The following is a 15,717-nucleotide window of genomic DNA, read 5'->3' on the forward strand; positions in this document are numbered from 1 at the left end:
TATTTTTTTGCAAAAAAAAACTAGTAATTACTTGACAGTGTAATTACTAGCAAAAATATTTATTGATTTTGATAAACAAAAATACATACATATATGTATATCATTAACAATATCATAAATTTATCTAAAATTATATGGTAAAAATTACCATAATATACACAGTTAAGTTTTTAAATCAAAAGGGATATGCTTATTTCTACTATAATAATAAAAAGGTTTATCTCTAAAGAATAGAAATAAACCTTTTTAAATTTAAAATTATTTGCTTAATATTTCATTTGTAGAGTCTGTATCTAACATATTTATGAATTCACTTTCAGATAAAATTACTACACCTAATTTTAATGCAGTATCTAATTTAGAACCAGCTTCTTCGCCAGCGATAACAAAATTTGTAGACTTACTAACAGATGATGTTATCTTACCTCCTCTACCCTCTATGAGTTCTTTAGCTTCAGTTCTTTTTAATGAACTGAGAGTGCCAGTTAAAACAATCTTCATATCTTTAAATATCTGTGGATGTTCATTAGCAACTTTTATTTTATTTGTGTTTACTCCTTTTTCAATAAGTTTTTTTATAATAGTTTGATTTCTAGAGTCATTAAAGAAGTTAATTATATGTTTTGCAGTAATACTACCTATATCTTTGATACATTCTAATGTACCCATATCAGCATTCATTAAGTTCTCAAGATTCTCAAAGTTATCTGCTAATATTTTTGAACCCTTACTTCCAACTTCATTAATCCCTAGTCCAGATATTAGACGCCATAAATCATTACTTTTAGATTTTTCTATAGAAGCGATTAATTTAGAAGCTGACTTTTCTTTTATTCCTTCAAGCTTTGTTAAATCCTCTATTTTCAAGTCATATAAATCACTAATACTATGAATCAATTTATTTTCAAGCAATGTGTTGATAGTGTTTTTTCCTAAGCCATCTATATTCATAACATCTTTTCCAACATAATGAATGATACCTCTTTTTATTTGAGCATTACATTTTGTGTTTATACATTTTGTAGCAGATTCTCCCTCTAATCTAGTTACTTTCTCTCCACAACATGGACAATGAGAAGGCATATCAAAGTTTATTTCTAAACCTGTTCTTTTAGATTTAACAACTTCGACTACCTGTGGTATGACATCTCCAGCCTTTTCAATTATTACAACATCATTTATTTTTATGTCTTTTTCTTTTATATAATCCTCATTGTGTAAAGTAGCACTACTTATAGTACTTCCAGCTAGTTTAACAGGTTTAAATATCCCTCGAGGCGTTAAATTACCTGTTCTTCCAACTTCCACCTCAATATCCAAAAGAACAGTTTCTTTTCTTTCAGCTTTGAATTTATAAGCTATAGCCCATCTAGGGCTCTTCTCTGTATCACCTAATTCTTCTCTTTGTGCTATACTATCAACTTTTATTACCATACCATCTATATCAAATTTAAGTTCTTGCCTATGTTCTTCCCAGTATTCTATAACTTTTATGACTTCTTCTATGTTATTGCATACTTTATAATCTTCACTTACTTTAAAACCTAAGTTTTTAAGATAATTTAATGATTGACTATGAGTTGTTATTTCAGGAAAATCATCATAGTTTTCAAGATTAAAAATAAATATATCTAATGGTCTTTTTGCTGTGACCTTAGAATCAAGTTGTCTCAGGGAGCCAGCTGATAAATTTCTAGAATTTGCATATAAAGGAAGACCTAAATTTTCTTGAGTGCTATTTATATTTAAAAAGTCAGCTTTAGATATATGAACTTCACCTCTTACAGTTAGATTTCTTGACTCATCTATTTTAAGAGGAATATTTCTTACTGTTTTTAAGTTCTCGGTCACATTCTCTCCCAAAATCCCATCACCTCTTGTGGCACCTAATGTAAAGAAATTATTAATATAATTTAATCCAACAGTTAAACCATCAATTTTGAATTCAACAACATAATTTACATTATCTTTTATTGTATTTTTCACCCTTTTGTCAAAAGCTCTTAAGTCATCTGCAGAGAATGCGTTTGATAAGCTTAGCATTTTTCTTATATGATTAACAGATTCAAATTTATCTAAAGCTTTTCCACCTACCCTTAATGTAGGTGAGTCTTTTCTCCTATATTCTGGATATTTACTTTCTAATTCAGTTAAATTATTCATTAGGTTATCATATTCATAATCTGTTATTTCAGATACATCCTCATTATAATATTTATTATTATGATATTCTATTTTACTTATAAGTTCATTTATTTCATTTTCTATCATCATATTATATTCTCCTTCGTTTTATTAAAGTCATTATATATTAAGCTAACATAATAAACAACACTTGATTATTTGGTGATTTATAGATACAAATATAATTTATATATTTTGTATATAAAGCAAGATATTGCTAGTTTCTTTTAACTTGTAACAATTTTAGTTTCATTGAAAATAGTTGTTACAAGTGCTTATATACTAATAATTATTTGTTTTTTAATATGTTTTCAATATCTTGTGATTGTATTTTAATTCTATTTGTTTCTAAACTTTGTAACACAAGTTCTCTTTCAACTAGATTTGATAACAACTTATGTTTAATTTCTTCATTTTCGAATACAGGGAATCCTATTATTAAATCTTTTAGATTTAGATTCCATGAACTTAATTGTTTAGAAACTTCAAGTACTGTATTTTCAGAAAATTGATTTTTATACAATATTAAATCTAATATAGTATTTTTATTAATGCTACTTTCAAAATAGTTTTTTATAAATAAGTCTAGATGTTTATATATCAGACTATATATAGTTCCAAAATCATTTAATATCAATTGAATTTTTTTATTGTCAATATTTAATAATAGATGAACAGATAATTTAATTAAAAAACCATCTTTTGTTATTCCAACTATAGGATTTAGATTTATATCTTGATAGTCTTCATAGGACTTACTGTCATCCCATTTTATATATAAGCCATCTATAGGAAGCTTAATTATGTGTTCATAAAAAATATTTGTATAGTATATACCTTCATTTATTGTCTTAATAATTTTCTGTTCATCTGTATAATAAAATCCAATTTCATTTTGGCTAATTCTAATCGGTTTAAATCCATTCTTTTTATCAATATAGCTTCTTATTGCTTCTATGTCTTCATACTGAGCATTTGAGATTGAAGTATCATCATTAAAATAAATCAAATTTCTTGCTGTTATAATAGTAAATTGAGCTAAGTTAATAGCATATGAACCAGGTCCTAGAATTGAACGCTGAATGCCTTTCATTCCACCGTTTTTAAGAAATGTTCTAGTATCCTGAAAATTATCACAATCAATTACTTTGCTAAAAGACTGCTTAGGGTATAAATCCTCTCCCGATTTAGCAAATACATAAGCTACTTCACCAGGATTTATTTCTATTAAAGGAAATTTGTATACTCGATATAAAAATCTAGATTTTAAATAAAATCCAGCTCTTAATATGTCAGCTTCAAATCCAGCTTCTCCATTTAAAGATATTAAATTATTTGATTTTTGCTTTGAAAAACGTCTTTCTAAGATTATAAATTCATTTCCTTTTACTACTGTTATCCCTACTGAATTAATTGCAATCAAAATAAAAATACAAAAAATTAAAATTTTGATAAGTAATATTGCTATACCATTCATAATATTTATACCTCCATAAAGTTTATATCGATATTCTTTTTTTACTAAAAATAATGTTTTTATTTTTTATCAAAAATAAAAAGACTAATAAAATTTTATTAGCCTTTTTTTCTAAATTTTTTACATGTTTTCATTTAGCAAATCATATAGTGGTTTTTTAGTATTATTATCATAGTATATTTTTAGAAATTTTTCTTTATTATATTTTACACCTCTATCTTCAAATACCGCATATATAGCATCTATAGTTGGAAACCAAGTATTAACAAAATTATCATCTCTTTTAATCCATTGAAATGCTCCATCAGATTCTACTAATCTTAAAAACATAGTCTCCTCATCATATGTTAAATCGTCTATCCCAAAGCTCACATAACTAAAAGCCTCTTGAGTCACTGGATATAAATTAAAATCTTTATCACTTAGTCCCTCATCCCATGAATTATTGTTTTTGACAACCTTTAGATTTATATATCTAGTCAATTTTGTTTCAACAAGAGGATAATAATCTATTGTAAAATTTTCTTTTGTAATATTTCTTATAACAGCTGGATAACATTTCTCTAAATTTGGTATTTTATCATCACTTATATATTTAGAATATTTTTGTTTTTTACAATTTCTTTTATAGTATAAAAGAACATCACCTACTTCATAATTATTAATAATATAATTGTATTTTTCTTGTATGGTATAAGGTCTATTCATATGCCCTAGTTGTCTTCTATATATTACATAGCTATTATTTTCTTCATTTGTATTTGTTTCCTTACATACACCTTTCCACTCTATATCTTTTATAAATTTGTTTCCATATCTATGAAGGATTATTATATGACTATATTCTTTAAACATAAAATGATAGCTATCATTACCTAGAATGATTTTAGGAAATGATTTTTTATTTAAAAAAGATTTGACATATATATATGCAACTATAGAAATATATGCATGGTCTTTATTAGCACCATGATAAATTCTATTTATTTCAGGTTTACTATCAAAATCATATATTACTCTTTCATCTGTATATTCAGAGAAAAATATTTTATCTTCTGTTATTGTATCTAAAAATAAAAATGGTCTTATTTTACTATAACTTTTCATCTCATATTCATAATTAAATGCTAATCCCTTATTCATTGCAAAGATAAAAAAATTACCTTTTCTAAGTTCTGGTAATATAGTCACATCCTCTAAATCAAGTCTCTCTTTTGCTATTGATTGCAAGTATTTATCAAGTTCACAAATTAGTAATAGTTCTGAAGTGCTTTGTATTACAATTTGTTTACTTTCTAATCCAAATAAATCTTTTAAATGTACAGACATTAATGATGTACCTCCTCTATAAGTTTCATTAGTTCTTGTAAATCTATTTTATCTTTTAGATAGCTATGTAATAAATCTGATTTTTCATTAGAATTTTCTTTTTCTAAAAACCACATTATATGTGAAAGATGCTGCATAGATAATGTACTAAAGTTATTATGAAAGCTTCTTAAAGTGAAATAGGATAAAAAAGAAAGCTCTCTTTTACAATCTAATAAGGTTATGTCTTCTGAATACTTTGCTTCAGGAAGCTTACTTCTTAGTTCTAATAAGAATTGTTCTCTTGATAAATTTAACTTCTCAGATAAATCTCTGTCACCAAAAGAAATGTCATTTCCAAAAGCTTCTCTCAATATTCTTTCACCAATTGCATCTTTAAATATTTTACCAGCACGAGAAATAATACTTTTTGCAGAAGGTATTGTTGTTGAAAATTTTTCAGCTAATAATTCGTATGAATAATAATTATTTATAAAATAATCAACTTTGGAAATCAATTTTGTATTTGTTAACCAAGTGTATTTTTTCATTTCGCAATCAATAATATCTAGAAGTTTTTTTCTTCTTATTAGAATTGCATACTCCTTATCATTATTTTTTTGTTCTAATAAACTTTTTTTTATTTTTAATTGTTCTTTTTCAATTTCTTTAAATATATTAGCCATATTTATAAATTGCATAAAACTAATTTATGTTTTATGACAAATCCTCCTTTATTATATTTTTGAAAACAACCTTTTTAAGTATAAAGTTAAAGAATAGTAAAAATAATATGGATTATATAAAAAAAACGATTAAAATCTTTAACTATATTTTAACTTTTGTATGTATAATAAACATAAACACATAGTGTGTTTTAACTGTACTTTAACTTTGAAAGCTTTCTATAAAGAGTATTTAAGTATGAAAAGTTTGTATTGAAAATAAATTTATTATAACCCCTATATTTACTAATTCGCCCAAATATAAGATAAAATTTATATGTATTATAACTATATATTTATAAATAATATAACACAATTCTCTGAAAATAAAAATAAAATATTGATTTGAAAAATAAAACATAGAAAATAAAAAATAAAATATGAATACTAAAAAATAAAATAAGGGTATCGTATAGTGTATTATTGATGCTGAAAAATAAAATATTGATATTTAAAATAAATTTATGATTATAAAAATATTTTATGTTAATAAATTATATAAAAAATTGAAATAAAAATAAAATATGGTAAATATTTATTTTATAAATATATTATACAATAAATATATCAGATAATTTATTTTACAAATAGCCAATTAAATAGGAGGATTCTTTATAAAAAATATAAAAGTCACTCATAAATGTGAACTATACCCACTGTTTTAACTGTATAAAACAGTGGGCATAGCTCAAAATGAGTGACTTAAGAACTTTTAACTTAAAGATTCTTTATAAAAATCTTCTAGGTCTAATATCGTTTCTTCTTCAATAATATTATATATAGCCAGTAAATGTACTTTTATGCTTTCTTTAGAATCATTAGTTAGCTTATATTTATAAACAGAACTCTCATTAAATTCAACTTCATCTTCATTTTTAACAGTAGCTATTATCTCAGCACCTTGTATCCTATTTGGAAAATTTATATCAATCTTTTCATTTTTTAGTACATATTTAAGTAAATCTGAAGCTGAAAACATTCCTTGTAAGTCCGTAATTGTATAAGCATTTTCTTCAGATATAACCATATTTATACTTTTACCATCTTCTTTTTTTACTCTTAGAATAGCTCCTCTAAAACCATTTTTATAATCTAGAAATATCTTGTTCCAACCTAAATTTTTTACTTGCTTTATGATTTCTTTTTTTTCTATTGTATCATTCATCTTATTCCTCCTATTCATTTTGAAATTAAATATCGTATAAATTTGTTCTATTATAACACATGTAAAATATATTTTTTAGTAATATACATTTTATATATGTACATAAAGATATATTTTAAAGTAATCTGACAGCTTTAACAAATCTCTCACTATAAAATGCTGTAGTTATATCTTGAACTTTTACATAGCTATTTGTATGAGGAGCATGTATCATTTTCCCATTGCCAACATAAATGCCTACGTGACTTATTCTAGTTGTAGATTCTCCAGTTGCAAAGAATACTAAATCGCCAGCTTCTAAAGAATTTCTATCAATCTCTTTACCTATTTTAGCTTGGTCTCTTGAGACTCTAGGTATGTTTATACCTAATGCGTTTTTATATGTCCACATTGTGAATCCTGAGCAATCAAAAGAGTTATCACCTTCTGCACCCCAAACATATGGACAACCTTGTTTTTCATAAGCTAAATTTAATAATTTTTGGGCTGCATACTTATCAGCATGAGGGACTTGTTGTAGATTGTCATTATCTTTAACCAAGATAGAATCAACTACATAATTACTACCTTTGTTATTCAATCTTTTTATATATTCTCTTACATTTTTATTATTTCTTTCTATGTCTTTTATATAATCTAGTGATTCAGCATTTGAATTACCCATGTCTATAACTTTTACATCATCTGAAGTTCTATTTTCAAAGCTTTCTTTATCTTCAAGATATTTTGATTTTATGTACCCTTCTTTACTTCCACTAAGTACTTTGAACCATTCTCCATCACTATTTAATACTACTACACAATCGCCTTTTTTCAATTCAGCTTGAATCTTAGAGCTTGTATTTTTTTCAGAGCGCATATTAATATAATCTGCGTTTACATATAACTTACTTTCAGTTATATCAACATATTTTGATTCAATGTAACCTTTATTATCTTTTGTTTCTATTTCCAGTTTATCATTATTATAACTTTTAACTTTTAATTCTTCACCAGCGTTAGCTTTAGCTATAATCTCATTTTTAGAATTTCTAATATTTAAACATAATCCATCTTTAACTGTAGCTATTGTAAAATTAGATTTTTTTATATTATCTGCATGAACATATGAAGAACTTGTGACCATAATTAAAAACAATGTAGTAAATAATTTTTTCTTATGCATTAATATCCTGTTATTTAAAATAACAGGTCTCACCTCTCTTTCATCAATAAGTATATTTATTTTATTTTTTATCTTTTTTAATATAATTTTTATAGACATTGTATCCAGCAAATGCACTGAATACTAATCCCCATCCTCCGAATATAGTAGCTAATACAAATGCTGATTTAATTCCTACTGTATATCCAACTGCACTGCCAACCGTTCTCATTGGTTTAGAGGACCAGATTCTTCCCAATGGAGATATATCGCTTTGTTGGTTAAAATCTTCCATTCCCATAGCTCGTTTAATTTTTTCTTGAAATTTATGTTTATAGCATTCTTCATCTTCAGTTTCATCTTGATCTAAAGGTATTCCTATTTCTTCTCCATCTATTTCTAAATAAATAAGCGATTCACAGTAGTCATATAAATTACTCCAATGTTCTTTTTTACCCATACCAATTTCTTTTTTTAGACGAGTATATGCAAAGTATCCATCCTCAACAATTAATTTTGATAATTCTTTAAGATGAGGTATCAATCTTAAATCAAAGAAATCTATAATATTACCACTTCTAACTTTATCTCTAATATCAAAAGGAAGACTATCTATTACATTTTCAGGTAGAGAAGGTCTAAAAGCTGTTTTATTTATAAATACTCCATTTCTACTACTTAAAACTAAAATCTCTATTCTATCAAGAGAACCATAGACTCTTTTTATTTCTTTTGTAATAATTTTGAACATTTGACCAAACGGATATAAACTTCCTAAAATTGTGTTTGAAAGCCCTAATTCAAATGGATTTGTTTCTATTTTTAGCTCATCATTATAAACTAGACAGCTCATAAATTTATTTGGCTTCATTTCAGCATCATTTTGTATATCAGAAGCTTGTTTTCTATACATTGACCTTATATAATTTTCATCTATAGCATCTTTTTGTTTTAAATTAGAATCATCAGTATTTAATTCTTTATTATATTCATCGTTAGATGTATCTTTTATTTTAGTACTAACAATATCATCTAAAAGATTGTTTAAGTTATTTTCTACAATATTATTAGTTTTTAAATTGTTGTTTAAGGGTAAATTTTCTTTAAATTGTGTGCTATTCAATTTGTTGTAATCAATATTAGTAAATTCATCTAATATATTTTCATTTTCCTGTAATTCAGCAGAAGTTTTGGTATTAAACATTTTATTTGTATACATCTCAAATTCTTCTTGACTTATAGCACCAATATTTTTTAATGCACAATAAACCATATTAGTTTTTTCTCCAAATGGATTATTTGCATCTTCAAAAAAGCCATTTTTTATAGCATATTTTACTATGTTTTCAAATTGTTTCATTCCATCGAAGCTTGTATTTAAGTCATTTAAAGCTTCATTTAACTCATTGATAGGTAAATACATACATTTTACTAAAGAATTTGAAGTACTACTTCCAGCATAAAAAACACCCTGTCCCATTATAGCTTTATCTTTATCTCCATCAGGACAATTTAGGTCTTCATATTTTAATACATTCACATTAGGGTTTATTCCATAATAAGCGTATCTTTCTTCACTTAATTCTCCAACTATAGAATATGGATAATTTGACCTTTCATTTGCTGGAATAATAGATTTTGATAGGTCCTGACCACATAAAAGCCATCCAAGTCCTGATGTTCGTGTCGATTTAGCTTGTGGTATAGAATCTGAAAATATTTTTTGTCCTCTCCCATTATCAAACTTATCTAAAGAGCTTTTCATTAAATTTAGCTCATCAACGATAACAGCAGTTCTTGGGATATGAAGTACATCTTCTATAGATATGTTACTTTTATTAAAATCTATAAAATCAGTTCCAGAATCAGAATTAAATTTATTTAGTAGGTCCTGAATAGCATAAAAAACACATTTAATAAATACTAAACCTGCTATATATCCAGGAATCGGAGTACCTATTGGAACAACTTCCTTTTCTCCCCTTCTGTTTACTACTTCTTTTTTTAACTCATTTTCAGGAAGTTTCTCAGCATCAAAACCATATAATTGAATTCCAAAATTTTTGAATGCTTTTATCCAAGGTCTTGGTAATTCCATTTTTGCATCTATCAAGACTATAGCTCCTAAGCCTTGTACAACATCTTCTAAAGCTAGATGTTGTATTGCAAGACTATATAGCATAGCTGTTTTGCCTGAACCCGCACCACCACACATTAAACAAGCACTTTGATTTCTGTCATTTCTAAATTCTAATGAAAATAATCCGCCTGGAATAACTCCAGGAACAATTTTTTTGCCAAGAGGTAAATTTTTAAAATCTTTAAATACAGTGTCTGTTTCTATTCCTTTAGCTTGTTTTATATAATCTCTAAGTGGCCATAGCTCTTGTTTAAATTTGACTAAGCTTTTTACTATTACAAATTGAACACAATTATAAATAGAATCTATACCAAATCCTTTGAATGATGTTACAGTAGGCATTTCAAAGAAAGAAGAGGTATATAAATCTCCATAATCAGGATTAGAATTACTAAATAATGCAGGAATTAGTTTCATTTCATTTACGGCATCCATACATTTAAATTCTTTTTTGGATTGAGATAAATATAAGTTTTTCTTTTCTACAAACCTGAACTGTCCAAGATGTAAAGGAATTTTAACTCTTACTCTAAATGAAGTATCATCTTCTTTTACAAATACTCTAAATGCTAAATCCTCATCTTTCGTGTAAACATCTGGAGACCACAAATTGGCAGTCTGATAATTCATATTTATACTCTCTAATAAAGACTTATTTGACATATTTGCAATATCAAATGTTTGACCATTTTTAGTTACTTTAGATGGTTCATAAACAGATTCTAATATTTCAATTATTTCTGTATGTAAATTTTTATTTCCAGCTATTAATGTATCATTTGTCACTATATCGTAACCTTGTTTTTTTAACTCAAGAATATAGTCTGTTTTTCTATATTCTTTATTGTTATTAATAATATCATCTTTAGATACCTTTATAGACTCAAGCAATTTACACATGTTATCTAATCCTTCTATTATGTTATCTCCATTTAAGATTTCTTTAATCTTAAAATAAAATTCATCTTCAATAGGATATATAAGTGTAGTGTAATTCTTAGCATATTTTTTTATATCATCTATACTTATATGCTTTTTTAGGAGTTCATCCCAATATAATTTGATTGCACCTTTAGCAAATGAATTTGTTAAAAGTTCATAGTCTTCACTATAGAATAAATCAAATTGTTCATCTTTTAGATTCAATTTAGGATACATATTTTTTAATAAATTAATATATTTAATATCATCTTTTCTAGCATGTAATAATAAATTTGAAACATCACTTTCTGTTGTATCTAATACTTTTATCATAGTACTTATTATAGTATGTCTTGCATCCTCTATATTGCACTTTGAGGCATTCAGTAAATTATATACCTTATTTGATATATAATCTAAATTAGATATGTCCATTTGTACACCTCATTTCTAGTGTTAACTTAAATGTAAATTTTTAAATGTATCAAACATGTTACTTATTGTTTGCCTTTTTTCTAATAAGGTATAATCTTCTTGTTTAACAAGAACAAAGGATAACTTGTTATGAACTTTATGAATTTTATTCTTATCTTCATAGGCATTATAGATTTCTATATCGTTTTTTGTATATTTTTTAATTAATAAATTTCTTAAATTCAATATATCTAGATGGTAATCTACATATTTTATACCTTCTCTACTAACATAAGATATAAAAGTTAGATTACATGAGCTAAATATTACAGTATAGAGTATAAAATTTAAAAGATTAATAAGCTTCTTTACACTATTTTTAATATCTGATTTTTTATAATTAGCTTTATAGTTTTCCTTTTTTAAGATTTTATTATATAAAATGTCATTGAAGAAAATAAGTTCTTTTGATAATTCATCTTCATTCATTACTTTTAAGATACTAATTATCTTCTCAATATCAATAGACCTGATATATTCTAGTGTATTACCATATTTATCAAGTAACATTTTTTTGATGAAACTTGGTGTTAAGTATAGTCCCCATTCAGATTTTTCAATCATAGATAATGTATTTGATATTTTATTCATCGTATTTAGGTTCTTATTTATATTATTAATTAATGAAAATATTTTATTTCTATGTTCATTTAATATCTTTTTTGTATTATCTAATTCAATATCTTGCAGTTTTTTTTCTTTAAGCTCATCTTCTTTGTTTAATTTTAGAGCTCTAAAGTACTGATATAATTTACCATTTTCTTTATCCATTGTATACCAACGTTCTCTCATACTTGTGTTCATATACCAGTCATTTTCATGAATTCTTTCCACAACTGTTACAGGATATTTCTTTTTTAATTCTTCAATAAGCAATTTGTCAGGGCTTTCTACAGCTCTAACTAAACTAGCAACATTTAATACACTGCAATCAACTATAGATATATTATGAAGTCTTACAAATCTTGATTTTAATTTAGATTTTTCTTTAAGTAGCCAACTATTTACATCTACATTCAATAATGCTGTATTATAATTATTTGAACAAAATATAATTTCTTCAATAGAGGAAATTATTCGTTTTGAAGTTAAAACTCTTAAAATAGATGAGTAATTATTATTCTCTAAAAGAAGTAAATCATTATCTATTTTATTACCAAATTTAACGAGTTCACTAATATTTTTATATTTACCTCCTGTTATGTAATATTGAACTAACGCCTGGTTATTTCCTATTATTAATCTTCTTAAATTATTTGGTGTCCAATTGTCTATAATTACATTATTTTTTTCATCTATTACTATATTTTTATTTATTTCAGCTTCTAACATCGTATATCTAGTCATTATTATCTAAATCTCCTTTTGTATAACCCTAAAGTATTTAAATATTTTTCTTTTAATCATCATCAAATTCATCATCATCATACTCATCATCATCAAAGTCGTACTCATCATCATCATCATACTCATCGTAATCAAACTCATCATCATTATCGTATATATCTTGATTATTAGAGTGTTCTGAGTTAATACATTTGTTCACAAATATTAATTTATCATCTTGTACAGATTCAAGGACACATTTAAAAATACTTTCTAAAGCTCCACCATATATTTGTTCATCAGAGACATTATTTAAAATAAATGTATCTATACTTATGTATGTATAATCTTCTAAATTTTGTATTTTAACTACTTTTGAATTAATTTCTTTAAAAAAACCTTTTTTTAATTTAAATGTGATAGTTCCCCATTTAAAATCATTGCTTATTTTCCAATCATGAAAAAATATATCTATTCCTTTTAGTTTTAACATCATACAAGCTCCTTTCAATAAATTACTTACTAATTAAATAAAAAAATTACAAGAAAAATCTTTATAAAAAAATAGACTATATTTTCATAGTCTATTTTTATTTTATTTAAGAAAAATTTTTAATTGGGATATTTAATTTTAATTTTATATTAATAGTAGATTTTTTTAGTGAATTGGAAATTTCTTTTTTTTGTTTTTCATATTTAATATCTGATTCTATATCTTTTTTTATTTCTTCTAATAGAGGATTCTTTTCATCTGTCTTTTTTATTATGAAATAACCAGATGCAGTTTTTATTGGTGCTGGATACACTTCCCCTACATTTAAATTTTCAGAGAATAAAGCTTTTTTTAGTTCATCTTGCAAATCATTTTTTGAAAGATAGCCTAAATCGCCATTGGTACTATTAGTTGTTGACTTGGTATCATCATATTTATTATATAAATCTTCAAATTTATCACCATTTTTTAATTTACTAATAATTTCAGTAGCTTTTTTATTTCCTGAATCAGTTATATCTTTTATTAAGATTTTAGAGACTCTTATTTCTTTGTAATTAGACTTATTTTTATTAAAGTATTTATTTAATTCTTCATTAGAAACACTAGATTTGTTTGATAAGTATTTTGAAACCAATAGGTCTTCTTTGAATAATTTTTTTAAATAGGTTTCCTTTAAATCATAGCATTTAAAAAACTCTTTTTTATTCATATTTGTTGAATCTAGCATGTTTTTTAGTATTTTATCATAATGAGAGTCTAATTCTTCATCTGCCACAGTAATTTCTTTATCTTTATTTATTGTATCTAATAATGATTTGCTTAAAATCATACTATTCAAAGATTCGCTTTCTATAACATCTATGTTATCATTTGTTAGATTTTCCCTATCACTTATGGGAATACTAAGTGAATATATATCTAAGTGTTTTTCTAAATCTTCTCCTAAAATGTTTTGTCCATTTACAGTTGCAATAACCTCTTTTGGTTTATATTCTCTCAAGTGATTTATATGTGTAGTTCCCTTTTCAATCCCCAGAAAAAAGCATAAAAATCCAAAACATAATAAAGATACAAAAAAAGCTATTTTTCTTTTAGTTAGTTTATTCTTCATGATATATTTGCTACTTAATTTATAATTAATTTTATTTACTCAGATTTATATAAATTAGCAGCACTCCTTTCTTGAACTGTTTTTAATGATAGTATCTAGAAACTATATGAATCTTCTTCTTAAATGTCTTTCGTCTATTAAAGATATATTTAAAATTATTATATTAGATACATTTGTTATATCCATATTATCTTTTATAATCTTTATAATCTTGTCACATCTATCAAAAGAGTTTATCTTATGATTTAAGTATACTTGAATACATCCAAATCCAGTATTGAAATCATTTGTAAAGCTGTAACTAATTAGATATTTATATTTAACCACAATATATATTCTCCATTCTTATACTATTAGTTAAAAGAGTTTATTTTTATTGATTTTATGATGAAGTTAAGTTAATACATATTATTTTCTATTTCTATTAATGTATCTGTTTGTAGAAGCGTGTATGTTACATCTTTTTTTTCTTCTTCATTGTTTAATGAACAGGTGAGAACTTTGCACTCATACATTTTATAATTTTCCTTAAAAATCCATTTAGAATTAGTTTTCATTATTGTTATCTTTAATATAGAAAATAATTTTTCTAATGCAGAATCAATCTCTAACCCCTTAAGTACCACTTCTACACTATTATTTATTGATTTAATATAAGCATTACTTTTAGTATGAATTCTTAAATTAAAAGATTTTCCTTTATTAATTATGTATTCTTCTCTATAATCTTCTTCTAATAAAACTAGTTCTTTAAAAAAACACAATATAAACACCTCCATCAATAGATATTCTAGTATTCTTATAAAATACTTTTTACATTTAGATAATTAGTTTCTTCTGATATTAATTCAAAAATATAATTCAAGTAATCATTCATATCATCTTTATAAAAAATCTCTGTATGTACTGGTAAAATAGAAAGTTCCAAAGATAGTGTTATAAAATTCTTTATTAATTCTTTCTTGCAATCTTCCTTTTCAATAAAGTTAAATATTGTCTTATTATTTATAAATATATTGTAAGCAGATGTTTTTATTTTTGAATTTTGATGTAATAGACGCAATCGTGATATTCCCCACCTATACACTGATAAAGAAGTCTCATCTGAATTCTCTTTTTTAGAAAAATATTTTTTATATCCTTTATAAAATTCTCCAGAACTATCAAATAGACCTAATATACCTATTAAGTTATTGTTCTTTTCAATTAGACCTAAGTATACTTTTGTTTTATCTTTCATGTTTTG

The 15,717-nt window shown here is 24.8% G+C and carries 13 protein-coding genes; all 13 read right to left on the bottom strand.

The features are described 5' to 3' along the window. Positions 1 to 258: 258 nt before the first annotated feature. The gene (ligA, locus tag Q3304_RS08645; protein WP_407813477.1) at positions 259 to 2,274 is read right to left on the bottom strand and encodes an NAD-dependent DNA ligase LigA; all 2,016 of its coding nucleotides are present in this window, start codon (positions 2,272 to 2,274) and stop codon (positions 259 to 261) included. 199 nt (positions 2,275 to 2,473) lie between these two features. Then, entirely contained in the window at positions 2,474 to 3,661 is a 1,188-nt protein-coding gene (locus Q3304_RS08650; protein ID WP_407813476.1) for an SPFH domain-containing protein, read from the bottom strand. 120 nt (positions 3,662 to 3,781) lie between these two features. Next, the gene (locus Q3304_RS08655) at positions 3,782 to 4,990 is read right to left on the bottom strand and encodes a hypothetical protein (protein WP_407813475.1); all 1,209 of its coding nucleotides are present in this window, start codon (positions 4,988 to 4,990) and stop codon (positions 3,782 to 3,784) included. Then, entirely contained in the window at positions 4,990 to 5,670 is a 681-nt protein-coding gene (locus Q3304_RS08660) for a hypothetical protein (RefSeq protein ID WP_407813474.1), read from the bottom strand. Before Q3304_RS08660 ends, Q3304_RS08655 begins: the two co-directional genes overlap by 1 nt. A gap of 736 nt (positions 5,671 to 6,406) precedes the next feature. Continuing rightward, positions 6,407 to 6,859, bottom strand: a complete 453-nt coding sequence (locus Q3304_RS08665; RefSeq protein WP_407813473.1) for a hypothetical protein — start codon at positions 6,857 to 6,859, stop codon at positions 6,407 to 6,409. Positions 6,860 to 6,974: 115 nt separating this feature from the next. Then, entirely contained in the window at positions 6,975 to 8,123 is a 1,149-nt protein-coding gene (locus Q3304_RS08670; protein ID WP_407813472.1) for an NlpC/P60 family protein, read from the bottom strand. After that, positions 8,086 to 11,499 carry a hypothetical protein gene (locus Q3304_RS08675; protein WP_407813471.1) on the bottom strand — a complete coding sequence of 1,138 codons (3,414 nt, stop codon included), beginning with the start codon at positions 11,497 to 11,499 and terminating at the stop codon, positions 8,086 to 8,088. Before Q3304_RS08675 ends, Q3304_RS08670 begins: the two co-directional genes overlap by 38 nt. A 21-nt stretch (positions 11,500 to 11,520) precedes the next feature. After that, complete coding sequence (locus Q3304_RS08680; protein ID WP_407813470.1) at positions 11,521 to 12,885, bottom strand: hypothetical protein; 1,365 nt, start codon at positions 12,883 to 12,885, stop codon at positions 11,521 to 11,523. A 52-nt stretch (positions 12,886 to 12,937) separates the two neighbouring features. Further along, positions 12,938 to 13,357 carry a hypothetical protein gene (locus Q3304_RS08685; protein ID WP_407813469.1) on the bottom strand — a complete coding sequence of 140 codons (420 nt, stop codon included), beginning with the start codon at positions 13,355 to 13,357 and terminating at the stop codon, positions 12,938 to 12,940. Between the two features lie 106 nt (positions 13,358 to 13,463). Further along, complete coding sequence (locus Q3304_RS08690; RefSeq protein WP_407813468.1) at positions 13,464 to 14,471, bottom strand: peptidylprolyl isomerase; 1,008 nt, start codon at positions 14,469 to 14,471, stop codon at positions 13,464 to 13,466. Positions 14,472 to 14,573: 102 nt separating this feature from the next. Continuing rightward, positions 14,574 to 14,798 carry a hypothetical protein gene (locus Q3304_RS08695; protein WP_407813467.1) on the bottom strand — a complete coding sequence of 75 codons (225 nt, stop codon included), beginning with the start codon at positions 14,796 to 14,798 and terminating at the stop codon, positions 14,574 to 14,576. 71 nt (positions 14,799 to 14,869) lie between these two features. Further along, positions 14,870 to 15,235, bottom strand: a complete 366-nt coding sequence (locus Q3304_RS08700) for a hypothetical protein (protein WP_407813466.1) — start codon at positions 15,233 to 15,235, stop codon at positions 14,870 to 14,872. A 35-nt stretch (positions 15,236 to 15,270) separates the two neighbouring features. After that, a complete protein-coding gene (locus Q3304_RS08705) occupies positions 15,271 to 15,711 on the bottom strand; it encodes a hypothetical protein (RefSeq protein ID WP_407813465.1) in 441 nt (146 codons plus the stop codon). Positions 15,712 to 15,717 lie beyond the last annotated feature (6 nt).

It is taken from the genome of Clostridioides sp. GD02377 (genome assembly GCF_045899875.1).
GTDB classification, from domain to species: Bacteria; Bacillota; Clostridia; order Peptostreptococcales; family Peptostreptococcaceae; genus Clostridioides; species Clostridioides difficile_A.

Excerpts from the sequence above, each read along its gene's own strand:
- ligA (WP_407813477.1), bottom strand. The coding sequence starts at position 2,274 with ATGATGATAGAAAATGAAATAAATGAACTTATAAGTAAAATAGAATAT.
- Q3304_RS08650 (WP_407813476.1), bottom strand. The coding sequence starts at position 3,661 with ATGAATGGTATAGCAATATTACTTATCAAAATTTTAATTTTTTGTATT.
- Q3304_RS08655 (WP_407813475.1), bottom strand. The coding sequence starts at position 4,990 with ATGTCTGTACATTTAAAAGATTTATTTGGATTAGAAAGTAAACAAATT.
- Q3304_RS08660 (WP_407813474.1), bottom strand. The coding sequence starts at position 5,670 with ATGCAATTTATAAATATGGCTAATATATTTAAAGAAATTGAAAAAGAA.
- Q3304_RS08665 (WP_407813473.1), bottom strand. The coding sequence starts at position 6,859 with ATGAATGATACAATAGAAAAAAAAGAAATCATAAAGCAAGTAAAAAAT.
- Q3304_RS08670 (WP_407813472.1), bottom strand. The coding sequence starts at position 8,123 with ATGTCTATAAAAATTATATTAAAAAAGATAAAAAATAAAATAAATATA.
- Q3304_RS08675 (WP_407813471.1), bottom strand. The coding sequence starts at position 11,499 with ATGGACATATCTAATTTAGATTATATATCAAATAAGGTATATAATTTA.
- Q3304_RS08680 (WP_407813470.1), bottom strand. The coding sequence starts at position 12,885 with ATGACTAGATATACGATGTTAGAAGCTGAAATAAATAAAAATATAGTA.
- Q3304_RS08685 (WP_407813469.1), bottom strand. The coding sequence starts at position 13,357 with ATGTTAAAACTAAAAGGAATAGATATATTTTTTCATGATTGGAAAATA.
- Q3304_RS08690 (WP_407813468.1), bottom strand. The coding sequence starts at position 14,471 with ATGAAGAATAAACTAACTAAAAGAAAAATAGCTTTTTTTGTATCTTTA.
- Q3304_RS08705 (WP_407813465.1), bottom strand. The coding sequence starts at position 15,711 with ATGAAAGATAAAACAAAAGTATACTTAGGTCTAATTGAAAAGAACAAT.